This window comes from Nocardia macrotermitis, assembly GCF_009604405.1.
In the GTDB taxonomy this organism is placed as follows: Bacteria; Actinomycetota; Actinomycetes; order Mycobacteriales; family Mycobacteriaceae; genus Nocardia; species Nocardia macrotermitis.
Window position 1 is genome coordinate 173,199 of record NZ_WEGK01000003.1, and the last position, 17,957, is coordinate 191,155.

18 protein-coding genes are annotated in these 17,957 nt (G+C 65.2%); 9 read left to right on the forward strand and 9 right to left on the reverse strand.

The window, feature by feature from the left end; genetic code table 11:
- Positions 1-139 precede the first annotated feature (139 nt).
- Entirely contained in the window at positions 140-262 is a 123-nt protein-coding gene (locus tag NRB20_RS38845) for a hypothetical protein (RefSeq protein ID WP_264766333.1), read from the reverse strand.
- A 218-nt stretch (positions 263-480) separates the two neighbouring features.
- Between NRB20_RS38845 and NRB20_RS07975 the strand changes: the two genes are divergently transcribed.
- Positions 481-1,503, forward strand: coding sequence for an NAD(P)/FAD-dependent oxidoreductase (locus NRB20_RS07975; protein ID WP_153409090.1), 1,023 nt, complete (start codon positions 481-483; stop codon positions 1,501-1,503).
- Positions 1,504-1,571: 68 nt separating this feature from the next.
- Entirely contained in the window at positions 1,572-2,351 is a 780-nt protein-coding gene (locus NRB20_RS07980; RefSeq protein WP_319944611.1) for a LysR family substrate-binding domain-containing protein, read from the forward strand.
- A gap of 151 nt (positions 2,352-2,502) precedes the next feature.
- Here the strand turns inward: NRB20_RS07980 and NRB20_RS07985 are convergent, their stop codons facing one another.
- The gene (locus tag NRB20_RS07985) at positions 2,503-2,781 is read right to left on the reverse strand and encodes a DUF2631 domain-containing protein (RefSeq protein WP_319944612.1); all 279 of its coding nucleotides are present in this window, start codon (positions 2,779-2,781) and stop codon (positions 2,503-2,505) included.
- Between the two features lie 116 nt (positions 2,782-2,897).
- Here NRB20_RS07985 and dxr point away from each other — a divergent pair, with 116 nt between their 5' ends.
- From dxr to NRB20_RS08000, 3 genes are all read left to right on the forward strand, one after another.
- On the forward strand, positions 2,898-4,037 hold the full coding sequence (gene dxr / locus NRB20_RS07990) for a 1-deoxy-D-xylulose-5-phosphate reductoisomerase (protein ID WP_319944613.1): 1,140 nt from the start codon (positions 2,898-2,900) through the stop codon (positions 4,035-4,037).
- A 21-nt stretch (positions 4,038-4,058) separates the two neighbouring features.
- Positions 4,059-5,273: a M50 family metallopeptidase gene (locus NRB20_RS07995; protein ID WP_153409094.1), complete on the forward strand. Its 1,215-nt coding sequence runs from the start codon at positions 4,059-4,061 to the stop codon at positions 5,271-5,273.
- A gap of 225 nt (positions 5,274-5,498) precedes the next feature.
- Positions 5,499-5,894, forward strand: coding sequence for a hypothetical protein (locus NRB20_RS08000; protein ID WP_153409096.1), 396 nt, complete (start codon positions 5,499-5,501; stop codon positions 5,892-5,894).
- 13 nt (positions 5,895-5,907) lie between these two features.
- Here the strand turns inward: NRB20_RS08000 and NRB20_RS08005 are convergent, their stop codons facing one another.
- The 5 genes from NRB20_RS08005 to NRB20_RS08025 form a co-directional block, all read right to left on the reverse strand.
- Complete coding sequence (locus tag NRB20_RS08005) at positions 5,908-7,245, reverse strand: MFS transporter (protein WP_153409098.1); 1,338 nt, start codon at positions 7,243-7,245, stop codon at positions 5,908-5,910.
- A 165-nt stretch (positions 7,246-7,410) separates the two neighbouring features.
- The gene (locus tag NRB20_RS08010; RefSeq protein WP_153409100.1) at positions 7,411-8,010 is read right to left on the reverse strand and encodes a hypothetical protein; all 600 of its coding nucleotides are present in this window, start codon (positions 8,008-8,010) and stop codon (positions 7,411-7,413) included.
- A 39-nt stretch (positions 8,011-8,049) separates the two neighbouring features.
- Positions 8,050-8,583, reverse strand: coding sequence for a hypothetical protein (locus NRB20_RS08015; RefSeq protein WP_153409102.1), 534 nt, complete (start codon positions 8,581-8,583; stop codon positions 8,050-8,052).
- A 22-nt stretch (positions 8,584-8,605) separates the two neighbouring features.
- Positions 8,606-13,747 carry a DUF6531 domain-containing protein gene (locus NRB20_RS08020; RefSeq protein ID WP_153409104.1) on the reverse strand — a complete coding sequence of 1,714 codons (5,142 nt, stop codon included), beginning with the start codon at positions 13,745-13,747 and terminating at the stop codon, positions 8,606-8,608.
- 248 nt (positions 13,748-13,995) lie between these two features.
- Complete coding sequence (locus NRB20_RS08025; protein WP_153409106.1) at positions 13,996-14,658, reverse strand: nitroreductase; 663 nt, start codon at positions 14,656-14,658, stop codon at positions 13,996-13,998.
- Between the two features lie 190 nt (positions 14,659-14,848).
- Here NRB20_RS08025 and NRB20_RS08030 point away from each other — a divergent pair, with 190 nt between their 5' ends.
- Together NRB20_RS08030 and NRB20_RS08035 are read left to right on the forward strand one after the other, a co-directional pair.
- On the forward strand, positions 14,849-15,433 hold the full coding sequence (locus tag NRB20_RS08030) for a dihydrofolate reductase family protein (protein WP_153409108.1): 585 nt from the start codon (positions 14,849-14,851) through the stop codon (positions 15,431-15,433).
- Complete coding sequence (locus NRB20_RS08035; RefSeq protein WP_319944614.1) at positions 15,430-15,843, forward strand: VOC family protein; 414 nt, start codon at positions 15,430-15,432, stop codon at positions 15,841-15,843. Before NRB20_RS08030 ends, NRB20_RS08035 begins: the two co-directional genes overlap by 4 nt.
- A 14-nt stretch (positions 15,844-15,857) precedes the next feature.
- On the opposite strand, the gene NRB20_RS08040 is transcribed toward NRB20_RS08035, so the two are convergent.
- Positions 15,858-16,253 (reverse strand): winged helix-turn-helix transcriptional regulator, encoded by a 396-nt coding sequence (locus NRB20_RS08040; RefSeq protein WP_153409110.1) that lies wholly within the window; start codon positions 16,251-16,253, stop codon positions 15,858-15,860.
- A 62-nt stretch (positions 16,254-16,315) separates the two neighbouring features.
- On the opposite strand from NRB20_RS08040, the gene NRB20_RS08045 reads away from it, so the two are divergent.
- Positions 16,316-17,158, forward strand: a complete 843-nt coding sequence (locus tag NRB20_RS08045) for an NAD(P)H-binding protein (RefSeq protein ID WP_153409112.1) — start codon at positions 16,316-16,318, stop codon at positions 17,156-17,158.
- Here the strand turns inward: NRB20_RS08045 and NRB20_RS38850 are convergent.
- Positions 17,094-17,804, reverse strand: coding sequence for a hypothetical protein (locus NRB20_RS38850; RefSeq protein WP_264766342.1), 711 nt, complete (start codon positions 17,802-17,804; stop codon positions 17,094-17,096). The genes NRB20_RS08045 and NRB20_RS38850 overlap by 65 nt on opposite strands.
- Between NRB20_RS38850 and NRB20_RS38855 the strand changes: the two genes are divergently transcribed.
- Positions 17,783-17,911, forward strand: a complete 129-nt coding sequence (locus tag NRB20_RS38855) for a helix-turn-helix domain-containing protein (RefSeq protein WP_406603794.1) — start codon at positions 17,783-17,785, stop codon at positions 17,909-17,911. The genes NRB20_RS38850 and NRB20_RS38855 overlap by 22 nt on opposite strands.
- Positions 17,912-17,957 lie beyond the last annotated feature (46 nt).

Consider the following 17,957-nt stretch of genomic DNA (forward strand, 5'->3'; position numbering starts at 1 on the left):
CATGCGACACCGTCTCGTCAGCACGGCATGGGTCGGCGCGGACATGGCTCGCTCACTCTGGACACCCTCGGCGAGGCCATTGCCGGATTCGGTGGCGGCGGCCTGCACGGCTGGGATTTGTGGACACCGGTGCCCGTGATCAACGGAGCGGCCGCATCGCACACGCCGCGAAGTGCACGCGCTGTTCGGTCGGGCGCAGGTTGTGCTGCGGATTACCCAGGGGCTCAACCTGTTCCGGGGTGAGCGTGATCTGCTCGGACACCTTCTCCGCCGCCGAATGCGTTTCTCTTTGCGAACCGGATCGCCTCACGATGGTCTCGTTCGATGCCGGTCACCGAATCGGGTGCCACGGTGGCGAACCGCGATCCGGTATGCGTGTGGGACGCCGCGCAGGCGGCACGTCTGCCAAATTTTGCGGATTCAGCAAATTTGCTTGCCGGAATCGGGCGGGATCCGGAGTGTGGGGGCGAGGAGGTGGTCATGGTGACCGAGCAATTGCAGGACGGATACGACGTGGTCGTCGTGGGTGGCGGTGCGGCCGGGCTGAACGGCGCGTTGATGCTGGGACGGTCGCGGCGGTCGGTGGCGGTGATCGATTCGGGTGCCCCGCGCAACGCGCCCGCCGACGGGGTGCACGGGTTGTTGGCTCGCGAGGGCACCCCGCCCGGTGAGCTGCTGGCCCAGGGGCGTGCCGAGGTCGCCGGATACGGTGGGACGGTGGTGACCGGTGAGGTCATCGAAATTAGCAGGGACACAGCCGGATTCGATGTGCGTCTCGGTGACGGCAGGTCGGTGCGGGCGCGGCGGCTGTTGATCACGACCGGTGTGGTCGACGAACTGCCCGCTGTTCCCGGTCTGGGGGAGCAGTGGGGCCGCGACGTGGTGCACTGCCCGTACTGCCACGGTTGGGAGGTGCGCGAGCGGCCCATCGGGGTGCTCGGCACCGGGCCGATGTCGGTCCATCAGGCGCAGATGTTCCGGCAGCTCAGCGACGACGTCGTCTACTTCCGGCATACCGCGCCCGCGTTGTCCACCGAACAGGCGGTGCAACTCGCCGCGCGCGGTATCCGCGTGGTCGAGGGTGAGGTGGCCGCGGTCGAGGTGGATGGTGAGCACATCACCGGTGTGCGTCTGGCCGACGGCACGCTCATCCCGCGAACCGTCGTCGCCGTCGCGTCCCGGTTGGCCGCGCGGGCCGGATTCCTCGCCGGAATCGGGTTGCACACCGCCGAACATCCCAGTGGCGCAGGCGATTACATCCCGTCCGATCCGGTCGGCCGGGCCGAGGTCGAGGGAGTCTGGCTGGCAGGCAACGTCACCGATCCGTTCGCGCAGGTCGGTGCGGCCGCCGCGGCCGGAGCCATGGCAGGCGCGCAGATCAATGCCGATCTGATCCTCGAGGAGACCGCGCTGGCGGTGGCCGCGTACGAGTCGCCGTTCTCGGCGGCGATGGAATCTGCGGTCGCGACCGTGGTGAGTGGCGAGTCGGGGCGCGGACTCTAGCGCGGTGGGAGCGACGCGGACGCGACTGGGTCGATGTGCGCGGATGGGCATCCCATACGCTTGGTCGGGTGAACGAGTGTGCTGCCGATGCGCTGCGGATCGGATACGTGCCGGGCGTGACCGTCGCCAAGTGGGCCCGGATCTGGGCCGAGCGGTTCACCGAGGATTCGCTCGCCGTGGTCGGCATCCCCCAGGCGCAGCAGGAGGACGCGCTGCGGGAGGGGCGGGTGGACATGTGTTTCGTCCGCCTGCCCATCGATCGTGAAGGGCTGCACGCGATTCCGCTGTATCAGGAGCTACCGGTCGTGGTGGTGCCGAAGGAGCATCCGATCGCCCTGTTCGAGGAGGTCGCCAGCATCGATCTCGCCGACGAGCGCATGCAGGACGCCGACGACCCGGACGCGCTGTCCGGCACCGTGGAACTCGTCGCGGCGGTCGGCGGCGCGGCGATCATGCCGCATTCCCTGGCCCGCCTGCACCACCGCAAGGATCTCGTCTACCGCACGGTCACCGATCTCCCCCCGACCGAGATCGCCCTGGCCTGGCCCGTCGACCTGGAGAAACCGGCGATCGAGGATTTCATCGGCGTCGTCCGCGGCCGCACCGCCCGCAGTACCCGCGGCCAGCAGGACACGTCATCGGGCGACAAGACCAAACCTGCGGCGGAGAAGGCGCGCACCTCCGACGGCAAGGGCGCCCAGTCCGGACGAGCACGTTCCGGTGGCAGCTCCGCAGGCGCCAAGACCGGATCGGGTGCCTCGAAATCCGGTGGCGCGAAAGGGAAGAGCACGCGCTCGGCCGCCGGCAGGACCGGTCAGCGGGACAATCGCGGTCGGCGGGGCAGATAGCGGCCCGCTGGTGAAGCGAGTTCTCGTGTGGCGCAACAGCTTCAACGGGTCGTCCAGATGACGCCGAAGACCGGCTGATGCAACGAAAAGCCGCCCGGTGACGAGTTGTCGTCGTGCCCCGCAGGGCTCCGGGCGGCTGAATACCCAGTTCTTACTTGGGCTTGTTCTTGGTGACCGCGTCGCGGATCAGGATGGCGGCGATGACGGCGGCGAAACCGATCAGGTAGATGTAGCCGATCCAGCCGGTGTCGGCGTGCTGCTGGTTCTCGAACAGCATGGCGAGCAGGATGACGATGACCACGACGCCCGCGACCTTGAAGGTCGTCCGGGATTCACCGCTCCAGCCGAACGCGGCGGAGGGAACCTCGGCGGGGTCGACCTTGGTGACGACGCCGCTTGTCTCGGCGTGCTCCATATCCGTGCCGGCCACTGCTCGCTCCCATCGGTTACAGGTAGAACTGTCGGTCATCATCGTGACATACGACTGCCCGTCGTAGCCAGTGGGGTGAGCAGGTGTCGGCGGCGCTGGTGCGGAACAATGAAGTGGTGTCCGACATCGTGAGAGTCCTGCTCCTGGGCAGCACCGGTTCCATTGGTACGCAAGCGCTCGAGGTGATCGCCGAGAACCCGGACCGGTTCCAGGTGGTGGGCCTGGCCGCGCGCGGCGGTAACACCGAGCTACTCGCGCAGCAGATCCGCGACACCGGCACCACCGAGGTCGCCGTCGCCGATCCGGCCGCGGCCGCGAAACTCGGTGTGTCCCTTGCCGGTCCGGACGCGGTCACCGAGCTCGTGCGTCGCACCGAGGCCGATGTCGTACTCAACGCCCTGGTCGGTTCGCTCGGACTCGAACCGACCCTGGCCACCCTGGAATCGGGCCGTCGCCTGGCATTGGCGAACAAGGAATCGCTGGTCGCGGGTGGGTCGTTGGTGACGCGGGCGGCCAAGCCGGGGCAGATCGTCCCGGTGGATTCCGAGCATTCGGCGATGGCGCAGTGCCTGCGAGGCGGTCGCGCGGACGAGGTGGATCGGTTCGTGCTCACCGCGTCGGGCGGCCCGTTCCGCGGCTGGACCGCCGAGATGCTCGAATCGGTGAATCCGGACGAGGCGAAGGCGCATCCGACCTGGTCGATGGGCCTGATGAATACGTTGAACTCGGCCAGTCTGGTCAACAAGGGGCTCGAGTTGATCGAGGCGCACATGTTGTTCGGCATTCCGTACGACCGCATCGACGTCACCGTGCATCCGCAGTCGATCGTGCATTCCATGGTCACCTTCGCCGACGGTTCGACGATCGCCCAGGCCAGTCCGCCGGATATGAAACTGCCGATCGCGTTGGCCCTGGGCTGGCCCGATCGGGTGCCCGGCACCCTGGCGCCGCTCGATTTCACGCAATCGCACAGGTGGGAGTTCGAACCGGTCGACAACGCGGTGTTCCCGGCCGTCGAACTCGCCCGTCACGCAGGTCAGCAGGGTGGAACCGTGACCGCGACCTACAACGCGGCGAACGAGATCGCGGTGCAGGCGTTCCTCGACGGGCGGATCGGCTTCCCCGGGATCGTGCGCACGGTCGCGGCTGTGGTCGAGTCGGCCGACCAGTGGCGCGCGGAACCCAGTACCTTGGACGAGGTGCTCGCGGCGGACGCGTGGGCGAGGTCGCGTGCGCAGATGTACGTGGGTAATTGACACAGGAGGGTTCGACACCGCATGGGGTTCGTGATCGGGTTCGTGCTGTTCGCCCTCGGAATCACGGCGTCGGTGGCGCTGCACGAATGCGGGCATATGTGGGCCGCGCAGGCCACGGGTATGAAGGTGCGCCGCTATTTCATCGGATTCGGCCCGAAGGTGTTCTCCTTCCGGCGTGGTGAGACCGAGTACGGGCTCAAGGCGCTGCCGCTGGGTGGTTTCTGCGATATCGCCGGCATGACCGCGCTGGACGAGATCGATCCGGAGGATCTGGATCGGGCGATGTACCGGCAGAAGACCTGGAAACGCCTGGTCGTGATGTGCGGCGGCATCGCGATGAACTTCGTGCTGGGATTCATCCTGATCGTGATCCTGGCCGTCGGCTGGGGGTTGCCGCGGCTGGATTCGCCGCCGGCCAATCAGATCGCGGTCGCGTGCGTGGGCGCGGACAAGCCCGACGGCACCCATCAGAGTTGCACCGGCGAGGGCCCGGCCCAGCTGGCGGGTATGCGTCGCGGCGACAAGATCGTGGCCGTGGGCGGTACCGCGGTGTCGAACATCAAGGAGATCGCGAACGCGACCAAGGATCTCACCGGTCCGATCGACTACACGATCGAGCGGGACGGCAAGACACTGCACGTCACGGTCGATCCGGTGCGGGTGCAGACCTACCCGGTCGATCCGAAGACGAACAAGCCCGCCACGACCGCGGTGACGGCCTCCAAAATCGGTGTCCTCCAGGACTATTACGACACCACGCACTACAACGTCCTCACCGCGATCCCGGGCTCGATCGGTTTCACCGGCGAAATGTTCGGCAAGACCTTCGAATCGCTCGCGCAGATGCCGACCAAGGTCGTGAACCTGTGGCATGCGGTGACCGGCGGCGTGCGCGACGCCGACACCCCGGTCAGCGTGTACGGCGCCAGCAAGATCGGCGGTGAGACCGCCGAGCGCGGCCTCTGGAACGTGTTCATCCTGGTGCTGGCCAGCCTGAATTTCTTCCTCGGAGCGTTCAACATCCTGCCCCTGCTGCCGCTGGACGGCGGGCACATCGCGGTGGTGCTCTACGAGAAGGTCCGCAACATGCTCCGCAGCCGACGGGGTCTGGAAGCAGGCGGCCCCGTCGACTACATGAAGCTGCTACCCGCCACCTACGTCGTCGTGGTGATCGGCGGGGCATACATGATCCTGGTGCTGGTCGCGGACATCGTGAACCCGATCAAATTGTTCTGAGCGGCAGGGTACAGAAAACCCCGGAGCGATCCCTACCGGCCATTTCGATGGTCAGGCAAATCGCCGGGGTTTCGTTATTTCTCGGGGGAGTTGATGACGGAGAGTAGGTGATGACGGGCTGGTGGTGGGTGGGGATCTGGGGGACCATGGTGGGGGCGGTGTTCGTGCCGTGCGTTCTGAGTGTGTTGTGTGATCTTGTCCGCTGCGCAGGAGGGATGGCGAATCATGGTGAGTGTCGGGAAGTTTCGGGGTGGGGCTCGGCTGGTGATCGTCGCGGGGGTTGTGGGGGCGGCTGTGATGGTGGGGGCGGGGACGGCGTTTGCGGCCGACGGGATCGATGTGACGGGTGTGGGGCCGAGCAATGTCAAGGTGGTGTACAGCTGTGATGCGTCGGCGGGGGTGGCGGCGATCGGGGTGATGGCCGGGGATCCGCAGGCCGATCGGCCGGCCGCGACCGGTCGGCAGACCGATGTCACCTGTGATGGTGCTCAGCACACGACGGTGGTCGTGTTGCAGGGGACGCCGTTGTCGGGTGGGCGGCAGGTGCAGGTGCGGGCCGCGCTGGTGGATCGCAACGACACGGTTGTCAAGGGGATCGCCAAGCTGTTCACCCTGGGGTGAGCCGAGTAGCTCCTCAGGCGGTGAGTCGGTCGTCCTCGTCGATGAACCAGGTCGCCACGACGCTCACAACAGCGGTTGCGGCGAGATATCCGCAGGCCAGCCACGGTGAACCGGGCGTCGCCGCGATAAGTGCGGTGACGATCATGGGTGTGACGCCCGAGGCGTAGATCCCGGAGAACTGGTAGACGAACGACAGTCCGGTGTATCGCACCTGCGGCGGATACAGCCCGGCGTAGAGCGTGCCCTGCGCGCCGTAGAACAGTGCGTGCACGATGCCGAACACCGCGACGATCCCCACCGCGAACAGCACGATGTTCTTCGCCTCGAACAGCGCGAACACCGGATACACCAGCAGCCCGAACGCCGCGATCCCCACCATGTAGACCCGGCGCGGCCCGAACCGGTCGCTGAGCAGGCCCGACAGCGGGATCAGCGCGGCCATCACCACGGCCGCGATGGTGACCGAGACCAGCACGGGGACCTGCCGCAAGCCCAGATGCCCGGTGGCGAAGCTGATCGCGAACACACCCCAGGTGTTGAACGCCGCGCCCTCACCCCAGCGCGAGAGCAGGCCCAGGAACGTATTGCGGCGGTTGCGCGCGTTGCGGAACAGTTCGACCACGGGCACCTTGGAGATCCGGTTGAGCCGGTCGATCTCCCGGAACGCGGGCGTCTCGTCGATCCGCAACCGCACGATCAGCCCGATCGCGACCAGCACCACACTCGCGCCGAACGCGATCCGCCACCCGTATCCCAGGAACGCGGCCTCACTCAATGTCGACCGCAGCAGCGCGAAAACGCCTGTGCCCAAAGCCAATCCGAGCGCGAGACCGACCTGCGGATAACTGCCGAAGATCCCCACCTTGCGCCGCGGACTGTATTCCACCGCCAGCAGCACCGCCCCGGCCCATTCCCCGCCGAGCGCGAACCCTTGCAGAATTCGCAGGAGCAGCAACAGGATCGGCGCGGCGATCCCGATCGCGCTCGCGGTCGGCAGCACCCCCATCAACGCCGTCGACACCCCCATCAGCGCCATCGTCAACGCCAACGTCCGCTTGCGCCCGATCCGATCCCCGATATGCCCGAACACCAGCCCGCCGACGGGCCGCATCACGAACCCCACCGCGAACGTCGCGAACGACAACATCGTCCCGACGAAACTGCTCGTATGCGGAAAGAACAACTTCCCGAACACGATTCCCGCCGCAGTCGAGTACAGAAAGAAGTCGTACCACTCGACCGTCGTCCCGATCAGGCTGGCCGCGATAGCAGCCCGCGTATCGGTAACCGACAGCCCCGGCTCCTCCCGCACCCCGTCTGCACGCACCGACGCGGATTCCAGTAACGACATGGGCGATCCTCTTCTACTCCAGCGTCGACTCGACGAGTCAGGGTAGGGGGAGGAAGGGGTGCCCAGAAGGGTTGCGATCAGCGAGATTCCAGGCGTGGGGCGTTGGCGTGCGCGGGGTTTGGCAATTCCGGTCGTAGCTGCGGGCAGCGCCGGTGGCCGGTTCGGTTATTCGCTTTCGTCGACGAATGGTGGGCAGATGCGGAATGTGGTGCCGTCCAGTAGGCCCGCGTAGCCGAGTTCGGTGACGAGTTCGTCGCTGAGGTAGATTGCGCCGTGTGGGTCCATGGGGTGGCGGAAGGTGCCGAGGGTGCGGATTTCCCGAGGGTGGTGGGGGCTCAGGTACAGCATTTGTCCTTCGCTGAACTCGTTGAGCTTCTCGTAGTCGGGGTCGCCCCAGCTGATCAGTCCGAAGGGGTGGAAGACGGCGAGATCGGTTCTGCCGGACTCGGTTCGGGCAGGGAGGAATTCTCCGTAGGGTTGCAGGATCGGGGTGGCGGTGGTGATGGCTTCGTCTCCGTCGAACAGCAGGGTGCCCAGGTCCAGGTAGGGCATTTTGGACGGCAGCAGTTGTCTGCCGTTTTCGGCGGTTTCGATGGGGTCGATGGTGATGGGGGTCCAGGTATCGGCGCATGGGTCGAATCCCCAGTTCGCGATTGCCTGGCCGTCGTCGTAGGCGTGTAGCTTGGCCCACCGGTGGTGTGCGGAGTTCGCGTCGCGCACCGGTCGGTAGGCGAAAATCGACTGCACCAGGGATGGAGCTGGCATTGGATTCCTAGTCTCTCGGGTGGCCTTCGGTCTGTTCGATTACTGCGCGATTGCGGCCTTGCGAAATTCGATGCTGTCGAATAACTGGTTCTCGGCCGCCCGGTCGACGAACCATTGTGAGAAAAACAATCCCATGGCGCTCGATGTCAATGAGAATATCCCGAGTTCCTCGGCATCGCGATGGAAAATGATCGGTTCTGAACGTCGGAGTCTTCTGAATATTTCATCCTCTTCTCGAGGTTCGACAGCGACATCGGCATGATGTGTTGCGTGAAACAGTAACAGCGGTTCGCCCTGTGAGACTGCTGGTAGGAACTCACCCCACGGAAGGAGGTATTCCTCCACCTCTTCTCTGTCTTTGGGGTAGATGGCAAGGCATGACAGGGAAGGCCGAAGTACTTTGGCTGGACGCAGCGGTCTCCTCCATTCGTCCAGTGTGCTTATTTCTATTTCTGGCGGTGTCCATCTGGAAGGTGAATCCGGACCCATGTCACGTATGCGTTCCGAGTCGTCCAGTTCCATGAAACCTGAATAGGGGTGTGTCGACTCTGGAGTTGCTTGATAGAAGTCCATGTCTACTCCTGTGGCATTGTTACTAATTGAAAAGCTTTCCCGCGTTGAAGCTGGCTGCGGCATCTCGAAGCGTCTCTATTGCTCCCTGCCTGCTTGTCGCTCGCTCTAACTGCGTGGCTATCGCTGTGAAATTAGCCTTGGTGTGTATACCATCGCCGTGGTGCGCTCTGCGTATATCTCCTATGGCTCTGGTTGTTTTACTATTGGGTAGCCACACGCCATTCTCGGCGTCGTTGATGCTGATCCCCCATTTTTTCAGTACTTTTCTGGCGGCCGGTGCGCCTTCACGCATCGATTCTCCGGGGACGATGTGGTGTGCCTGATCAGTCCCTGTCTTGTGCTTGCCGGCCGCTTCGAGGTTTTTGCCGAGCTTGGAGGAGTCCGCCTTTTCATTGTTGAAGTTCTCCGAGCAGTCGGCGGGCATCAGGCCCAGGGGGTCGCTGATGACGAGCGGGTTGTGGGGGTAGGTGGTGGGGTTGGGGGAGGGGGCCAGGCCGAGGGGGTCCTGGGTGAGGAATCGGCCGGTGGTGGGGTCGTAGACGCGTTGGTAGTTGTAGTGGAGGCCGGTTTCGGGGTCGTGGAGTTGGCCGGGGAAGCGCAGGGGGGTGGTGCGGGGGCCGCGCCAGGTGGTTCGGCCCCAGATGTCGCTGCTGGCGGATGCTACAACAGTGCCGGTGGTGGGGTCGACGAGGTCGGTGGGGGAGCCGACGAGGTCGGTGACTATGGCGAAGAATTCGCGGTCGGTGGCGGCTCGGTCGGTGGTCTGGGTCAGGGGAGTGAAGGTGCCGGGTTCGTAGGTCCAGCGGGTGGTCGAATGGTTGCCGGTCTGTTCGATCAGGTGGGTGTCGTCCCAGACGTAGTCGAGGCGTTCGAGGACATAGCCGTCGTCGCGGACCCGCTGTTTGGTGGTGCGGCGGCCGAAAGCGTCGTATGTGTATGTCCACCAATGGTTTTCGGGTGTGTTCACCGCGGTCAGCTGATCGAACGCGTTGTAGTGGAAATTCCACACGTCGGGTTTGCGCGACAGCCGGGTGGTGACCTTGCGGGTCAGACGACCCGCGGCGTCGTAGTGGTAGCGGGTGCGGCCGTTCCGGACGAGCAGGTTGTCGCGGTATTCCCGCTGGCCTTCGGGTAGCGAATCAGGTTCTGTGACAGGGGTACTGGAGTCGGGCGCCCGGTCGCTCGGGAGCGTCATCGTGGGGGCCGAGGGCGGTACGGTGCCGGTGACATTGGCCAGCGCGTCGTAACGGTAGTACTCGCTCCTGCGGCCACCCGTGGACACCGCCGTGATCCGGCCCGCGAGATCGAGGGTGAAGTCCCGACGCTGCGGAGCCGCACCCGGTCGCGTGATGGTCTGTGCGGTGACGTAACCGTCTGGCCGCCAAGTGTAATCGTCGCGCCGGACGAGTTGTGCGCCGCCGGGCGTGCGAGCGGAGAGTTGCCGGAACCTGACGTTGCCGCCGGGCGAGTGTCCCTGTTCGAAGACGAGATCGTCCATCCGCCAACCGATTCGGCGACCGCGAACATCGTGATCGAAGCCGATCCGCCGACCCTCGATGGTCAAGGCGGTGACCAGGTCGGTCGGATCGTAATCCCAACTGGTGATCGCGCCGGTGGGGCTGCGCCGCGCGTTGCGCCGTCCGTGCGCGTCGTAGGCGAATTGCAACGGCGGACGGTCGTCGACCCGCTGGGTGAGGCACCGACCGGCGGCGTCGTAGGCGAATTCGATGGTGTGCGTACGGTCCCTGCCGACACCCGAGGTCGCGGTCAGCAGGCGGCCGGCGGGATCGTAGGCGAAGTGGAGGAATTCTCCTGTGTGAGCACGGGTTTCGGTGAGTTGTCCGAGGCTGTCGTACCGGTGGTGGTGCACGGCGCCCGTCGCGCTTCTGGCGACATTGACCCGTCCGGTGACGTCGTTGACGAATGTCGTAGTCGTACCGCTGTAATCGGTTTGGGTCGCGAGGTTTCCCGCGTTGTCGTAGCCGAACTGCCAGGTCTGGCCGAGCGGGTTGGTGACCGCGGTGAGCCGTCGTTCGGTATCCCAGGCATACCGGGTGGTCACGTGATCGGGATCGGTCTGCGAGAGCGGGAGATCGAACGGACCGTGTTCGAAGCGGGTCAGGCCGCCCGCGCGATCGACGAAGGTGAGTAGGTTGCCCTCGCCGTCCCAGGTCCAGGTCTCGCCGATACCGTCGGTTCCGGTGCGCGCGAGGAGCTTTCCCTCGGTGGACCAGTGGTAGGCGGTCTGCTCGCCGAGTGGGTCGGTGGCGACTGCGATGCGGCCCAGATGGTCGCGCTCCACGTGGGTTCGCGCGCCTGTGGAATCGGTTTTGGCCACCGGGAGTCCAGCGCCGTCGGTATCGAAAGTGGTTACCGCACCGGTGGATTCGATGATCTCTCGCAGTGCTCCGGATGGTGTGTGCCGATATTCGGTGCGGACTCCGGCGGCGTCGATGTCGGCCGTCGGGTTGCCGTGCGCATCCCACTCGCGACGCAGCACCGAGCCGTCGGCATCGATCACAGTGATCGGCCGATTGTGGGCGGCGTATTCGATCACGATCGAATTTCCGTCCGGCCGAGTTATTTTCGCGAGATCGCCCTCGGGAGTGTAGTCGTAGGTGGTGGTGTTGCCGTGGGGGTCGGTGGTGCGTGCCGGTTGGCGGTCCGGGCGGTACGAGGTGGTGGTGCGGCCGCCGAGGGGGTCGACCAGGCCGGTTAGTCGGAGGTCGGGGTCGAACTCGTAAATTGTTGCGGCGCTGAATGAATCGGTGACCGTGGTGCGGTAGCCGGATCCGTCGGGGTGGGTGAAGTAGTCGAATTCGGCGTTCAGGATGCCGTTGGTCCCGTGCTGGCGGATGACGCGTCCGGCGTGGTCGTAGGTGTTGGTGATGGAGGTGTTGTTGGAGTCGGTCCAGGACGTCATCCGGTGTTCGGTGTCGTAGGTGTAGGTGTAGGTTGCGCCGACGCCGTTGGTGACGGTGGTCAGATCCCCTGCCTGGTAACCGAATTCACGAACCCTCGTGACGATCTCATCGCCATCGCCATCGCCATCGCCATCGCCATCGCCGTCGCCGTCGCCGTCGCCATCGGCACGGCCACCGCCATCGGCATCGCTATCGTCACCAGCACCAGCACGGCCACGGCCACGGCCACGGCCACGGGCATCGCCGTCGCCATTGGCATGGGCATCGCTATCGCCGCTGCTATCGCTGTCGCCATCGGCACCGCTATTGCCATTGCTATCCGCATCGGTACTGGAATGCCCGTCGTCGTCCTCGCCGTCGCCGTCGCCACCGTGATCGCCATCGCGATCGGCACCGGCAGCGCTGTCGCGATCGGCATTGGCATTGCGATCGGCATTGGCATTGCTATCGGCGTTGCTATCGCTGTCAGCATCGGTATTGGAATGCTCGTTGCCGTTGCCGTTGCCGTTGCCGTTGCCGTTGCCGTTGCCGTTGCCGTCGGCGTTGGCGTCGGTACTGCGGTCGGTATCGGTGTTGGTGTGCTGGTCGGTGTCGGTGTCGGTGTCGGTGTCGGTGTCGGTGTTGGGTGGGGTGGTTGGTGGGTGGCCGAGGACCGAGAGGGCGGTGATGCGGCCTTCGGTGGTGTCGATGCGGATGTGGTAGCCGCCGGAGTGGGTGATGTGGGTGGGGGTGCCGTCGGGGGTGTAGTGGAATTGGATCCAGTTGTGGTGGCGGTCGCTGATGCCGCTGATGGCGTAGTTGCCGAGTTGGATGTCCAGGCCGGCCAATACGGGTTCGGGTTCGAAGTGCCAGGTGATTTCGTCGGTGGGGTTGTGGATTCGGTAGCCGCCGGTGTCGGTGCGGGTCAGGGTCCAGTCGAGGCCGGGTTTGGTGGGGGTGACCGGGATTCCGGGTTCGGAGTGCGGGTAGGGCAGCAGGATGCCGTCTTCGCCGATGAGGGTGACGGCGTTGGTTTCGGCGACGATGCGCATGTCGAGGGTGGCGGACCAAGATGGTCCGAACCAGCGGCCGTAGCGGTAGTTGGAGCGGTGTCGTCGTTTCAGGATCAGCGGGAGGATGCCGGGGAGTTCGAGGTCGGTTTCCGGGAGTAGGAATTCGCCGGTTGCGGCGTCGACGGGGTCTTTGCAGCTGGTGGTTTGGTCGTCGGTGCGGTTGTTCTCCGAGGTGGGTTTGGTGGCTTCGTCGTTGACGCCCTGGTCCTTGGTGGCGCGGTCGTGGGCGTTGTTGCTACTGGTGTCGTGATTGCTGGTGTCGGTGTCGGTGTCGTGCGAGGAAGTAGAGGTGTCGGTGTCGTGGGACGACGTGGAGGTGTCGGTGTCATGGGAGGACGTGTGCGTGTCGGTGTCATGCGACGAAGTGTGGGTGTCGTGGCTGGTGGAGGCCGGTTTGGTGGAGGTGTGGGTGTCGTGGGTGGTGGTGTGGCCGCGTTCTTTGAGGGCCTTTTTCAGGTCCTGCCAGATCGTTTTCAGCTTCTTCAACAGCGGGGTCAGCTTCTTGAAACTCGCGGCGAGTTTCGCGAACAACTCCGAGATCGTGGTCACCGTTTTGGCGACGTAGGTGGTGGCTTGGGCGGCGACCAGGGGTGTGGCCGCCCCCAGGGTGAATACTTCTTCCGCGGCCCAGGCCGCGAGGTGGCCGATGGCTTGGGCGATGAGGTCGCGGACGGTTTGGCGGACGAACGAGACGATCGCTCCGGCCAACTCGACTGCGGAGGCGGCGGTGGAGGCGGCGTTGGCGGCGGTGGTGATCAGGCCGGTGGTGGTCGCGGCGTGGGTTTTGTATGCCTCGGCGGTGGCGCCGGTCCAGTCGGTGATGTCTTTCTCGACCGCGGATTTGTGTTGTTCGGCGGCTTGGGTGAGTGCGTTGGAGACGTTGGTCCAGGTGGTGGCGTAGGCGGTGATGGCGTCGGGGTCTCCGGCGACCCAGTTCAGTGCTTTGCGGAGGGGTTCGACGTGTTCGATCAGGAAGCTGACCCCGTAGGAGGCCAGGGTGCCGATGGGGTCGATCACCAGTTGCGCGGTGTCCATCGCGGTACTCGCGACGGTGAGCCCGGCCTCGATCCAGGATCCCGACGAAATCGACTGATGTAGTCCGGCAACGTCTTCGGCGATCGCGATGCCGGTGTACCACTGCGTCGAATCCTGCCTCTGCGCCACCAGGGGATTGGTTTCGGTCGCCATCTTGTTCCCCCGTGCTGCTCATCCAAAACCTGGGCCGTCGCAACCGGTTTCGGTGTCCGACGGTCTCCACAGGCAAATATAGCCAATTCCCGCACCATCTTTCGAGCGCGTATCAGCTGTGGGGTTGGTATGCCGTATCCGCATGTCGCAGTGGTCCCCCGACGGAAATCCGCAGGGACATAAGGCATATCACCCACACCTACGCCCGTGAGGGTGTTCTCGACCGAGATGTGGTTGCTGCGGCAGGATCAGTCGAGGAATGTGACGGTTTCCGACAGCGGGGCTCTATAGGCGTAGGGGTGGGGGATGTCGGGGTGAGGGTGGCCTATAGCCATGCCGCAGAACAGGATTCGTCGCGGTGGGGGCGCGATCGTCTCGGCTACTGTGCGGTGGTATTCGGACCACGAGATCTGCGCGCAGGTGTGTAGGCCCTCCTGGCGGAACAGGAGCATGACCGTTTGCAGGTACATGCCCGCGTCGGCCCATTGCGGGGCGGGCATGTCGCGGTCCAGGTAGCAGAACAGGGCGGTGGAGGCACCGAAGCAGTTCCAATTCTCGGCTCGGACGCGGGCTCGGCCGGCGGTGTCGTCGCGGGCGATGCCGACCGCTTCGTAACGGCGTGCGCCCATGTCGTGCAGGCGTTCTCGATACGGGGTGGCCAGATCGGGTGGGTACCAGGCGAATTCGGGTTCGTCGCCGTGATCGCCCGACGCGATCCGCTCGCCGACGCGTTTCTTCAACTCCGCCAGCGGACCACCGGTGAGCACATAGATGTGCCAGGGTTGCAGATTGCCGCCGGATGGTGCGCGAGTGGCCGCGCCGAGGACCCGTTCCAGGACCTCCCGGGCCACGGGCTCCGCGGTGAAGGCCCGAATCGACTGTCTGGTCCGCACCGCGTCGTAGACGTCCATCCCGTCATCCTACGGACACCCGATGCCGGGCGATTCATCTTGCGAGGCAACGACTTTCGATGTGCTCGGAATTACATCCCGCCGGGCCGATGAATTCGCCCGCGCACCGGAGTCTGCCATTTCGACGCCCCGCACGGGTGGGGCGAGAAGTGGAGCATCCGCGCATCATGCAGAACAGACGGAGGCCGGAATGAGGAATCCGATTCGGCTCTATATGTCGATGTCGCTCGACGGCTACATCGCGGGCCCGGACGATCGGCCGGGTCAGGAGCTCGGGCGCGCCGGTGGACGACTGTTCAACTGGCTCGACGACCGGGAATCCGACGGACCCAGCGGGCAGGTCTACCGCGAGGCCCTGGCGACCGGCGCGTTGATCTCCGGCCGCCGGACCTTCGAACTCGCCGGGCGCTGGCAGGGCGATCACCACGACGGCGTGCCGATTCTCGTCCTCACCCATCACGCGGACGACGGCGATGTACCGCCCGGTCACGCGCGATTCGTCACCGATGTCGAGGAGTGCGTCCGGCAGGCGCGCGCGGCGGCCGGGGACCGTGCTGTGATGGTGCACGGAGCGGGTGCGGCTCAGGCGCTCCTGCGTGCGGGTCATATCGATGAGATGGAGATCCACCTGGTCCCGGTGCTGCTCGGGGACGGTCGGCGGCTGTTCGAGCACCTCGGTGGTGAGCACATCGAACTTGATCTGGTCCGGCGGCTCGAGGACCGGGACGTCACGCATCTGCGTTACCGGGTGCGTCGAGCCGAGGAGGTTGTGTGAAAACGCTGTTCGTTTCCTACCGTGTCACCGATCTGGACCGTTCGCTGCCCTTCTACGCCGCGTTGGGCTACGTCGAACTGGGGCGGGTCGAGCCCGGCGACGGGAGTCGACTCGTGATCCTCTCGTTCCCCGGCGAGCCCGCGGTCTCGCTGGAGCTGGTCCACCGGCCGGGCAGCGAAAGTGTCTATGTGGGAACCGGTTTCGATCACCTTGCGATCCAAGCGGACACCCTCGCCGACACCCTGGAACGACTGACCGACGCCGGTCTGGAACCGGGCCCTGTCCAGTATCCGGGCGGCCCGCACGGTCCGAAGACGTCGTGGCTCACCGACCCGGACGGCTACCGGATCGAGTTGGTGGAATGGCCGCCCGACCGGCCCGACGGGATCACGGCCGCCGATTTCTCCTGAACGGTTCGGCAGGCTCAGCGCTGGCGGTCGTAGCGGCGCTGGGCGGCGACGACCTCGGGCGTGTGCTGCCGCATCCAGTTCAGGAAGTGCTGCATCGACTCGGTGAGGCCCTGGCCGAGTGCGGTCAGCTCGTAGCTGACGCGCGGGGGTGTGGTGGGTTCGACTGTGCGGGAGACGATTCCGTCGCGGACCAGGGTGCGCAGGGTCTGGGAGAGCATCTTCTCGCTGATGCCGCCGATCGTGGCGTGCAGCTCGGAGAAGCGGCGCGGGCCCGCGCCCAGCGCGGCCATGATCAGGATGCCCCAGCGGCCGGTGATGTGCTCGAGCAACTCGCGGGCGGGGCATTGAGTGTTGAATGCGTCACTGATGCCCTGCCACTCGGCACTCGCTGCCTGCGTGCCTACCTCCATATTCGGAGCTTACCTCGAGGTAGGTACTTTCTCTGAGTTAGCTCCGAATCTACGCTTCGGGCATGGTCACAGTCATTTTCGGAGCCAGAGGTAATGTCGGCCGCCATGTTGCGGTGGGCCTGAGCGCGCTCGGCGAGCCGATCCGCCTGACGAGCCGGAACCCAGGTTCGCTCGGTACCACGCACGGGGTGTCGGAGGTCGTCGCGGCCGATCTCGAACGTCCTGAAACCCTGCCCGCCGCGCTCCACGGCGCGCGACGCGTATTCCTCTACACCAAGTCGACGGGTATCGACGGTTTCGTGGCGGCGGCCGAATCCGCCGGTGTGCGGCACGTGGTACTGCTGTCCTCCGGTTCGGTCGTACAGCCCGGAGCCGAGGACAACCCGATCGCGCAGGAACACCTCGCCGTCGAGTCCGCGATCGAAAAGTCCGGTCTCGCTTGGACATTCATCCGTCCCGGCGGTTTCGCCACCAACTCGCTGTGGTGGTGGCGCGACTCGATCCGCGATGAAGGTGTCGTCCGATTGCCGTACCCCGACGCGCAGACCGCCCCCGTACACGAGAAGGACATGGCCGCCCTGGCGGTAACCGCCCTGTCCGAGCCGAGTCACGAGGGCCGCAGCTACCTCATCTACGGCCCCGAATCGCTGACCCTGCGCCGACAGGTCGAACACATCGGCACGGCCATCGATCGTGAGATCGCGATCGAGAAGATCCCGCTCGAGCAGGCCCGCATCGAATTGGCCAGGACCATGCCACTTTTCGGCGTCGACGTGGTCCTGGCGGGATGGCGAGCGGGAACGACCAGCCCGGCGGCGATCTCGACGACCGTCCGCGATGTCACCGGCCGCCCCGCCCACACATTCGCCGAATGGGCCGAGGAACATCGGGCAGACTTCCTCTGAACACTGTTGCGGCCGTGGGGATCTTGCTTACAGACCAGGAAATCCCTGCGTCGACGGAAGCTCTCCGCTGCCGCAATACAGTATCCGGCCCGACCGGCGTGCGATGGGATCCATTGTGGCGCAAGGTCAATCGGGGGATCCTGTCCAGTGCCCATCGCGCCCGTCGGCAGAAGTGTGAGGTCACGTCGTCAGCGATCGGTTCGATCAGATGGCGTACGCCGGTCGCCTTCATCTGCACGAGGGCTTTTATCGCGAATTCGGTGTGGAACCCATCGATATAACTGATGGCCAGTTCGCGCGCCTCGGGAGTCTCGACCTTGCCGAGGTATTCGATCAGCCAGAGGAAGTGCGGTCCCGGTGGGGCTTCTTTCAGGAGTGCGACGATCTGCTGGAAGTTCTTCGTGGTTGCGATCTTTCGCAGGGCTTGGCTGGCCCAGTCGAGGGTGGGTTGAGGCAGTCGCGGTTCGTGACGCAACTGCTGGTCCAGCAGATCGATCGCTTGTTGATTGCCGCGTGCGGCAACGTCGTCGAGACTGCGGATCGTATTGCGCCGCGGCGATGGGTCTCCGGTCCAGGGATTTTGGTTTCCAGGTTGGCCAGCCAATCGTCGCGCAGCGAGCAGGGATGCATCAGCCCGATATCTCACGTTTGGAGTCCGGCGGTGGCACGCCCACCATTGGCATGCTCGAGCGGTTGGCGCATGCGTTGGAGCTGCGGTTCGTTGCGCGGTTCGAGAGGCCTGACACGGCCTGACGTATCGGGCGCCCGGCGTTGGAGCTCGGGAATATATACGCGCGAC

Excerpts from the sequence above, each read along its gene's own strand:
- NRB20_RS07975 (WP_153409090.1), top strand. The coding sequence starts at position 481 with ATGGTGACCGAGCAATTGCAGGACGGATACGACGTGGTCGTCGTGGGT.
- NRB20_RS07995 (WP_153409094.1), top strand. The coding sequence starts at position 4,059 with ATGGGGTTCGTGATCGGGTTCGTGCTGTTCGCCCTCGGAATCACGGCG.
- NRB20_RS08000 (WP_153409096.1), top strand. The coding sequence starts at position 5,499 with ATGGTGAGTGTCGGGAAGTTTCGGGGTGGGGCTCGGCTGGTGATCGTC.
- NRB20_RS08005 (WP_153409098.1), bottom strand. The coding sequence starts at position 7,245 with ATGTCGTTACTGGAATCCGCGTCGGTGCGTGCAGACGGGGTGCGGGAG.
- NRB20_RS08010 (WP_153409100.1), bottom strand. The coding sequence starts at position 8,010 with ATGCCAGCTCCATCCCTGGTGCAGTCGATTTTCGCCTACCGACCGGTG.
- NRB20_RS08015 (WP_153409102.1), bottom strand. The coding sequence starts at position 8,583 with ATGGACTTCTATCAAGCAACTCCAGAGTCGACACACCCCTATTCAGGT.
- NRB20_RS08020 (WP_153409104.1), bottom strand. The coding sequence starts at position 13,747 with ATGGCGACCGAAACCAATCCCCTGGTGGCGCAGAGGCAGGATTCGACG.
- NRB20_RS08025 (WP_153409106.1), bottom strand. The coding sequence starts at position 14,658 with ATGGACGTCTACGACGCGGTGCGGACCAGACAGTCGATTCGGGCCTTC.
- NRB20_RS08030 (WP_153409108.1), top strand. The coding sequence starts at position 14,849 with ATGAGGAATCCGATTCGGCTCTATATGTCGATGTCGCTCGACGGCTAC.
- NRB20_RS08040 (WP_153409110.1), bottom strand. The coding sequence starts at position 16,253 with ATGGAGGTAGGCACGCAGGCAGCGAGTGCCGAGTGGCAGGGCATCAGT.
- NRB20_RS08045 (WP_153409112.1), top strand. The coding sequence starts at position 16,316 with ATGGTCACAGTCATTTTCGGAGCCAGAGGTAATGTCGGCCGCCATGTT.
- NRB20_RS38855 (WP_406603794.1), top strand. The coding sequence starts at position 17,783 with ATGCATCAGCCCGATATCTCACGTTTGGAGTCCGGCGGTGGCACGCCC.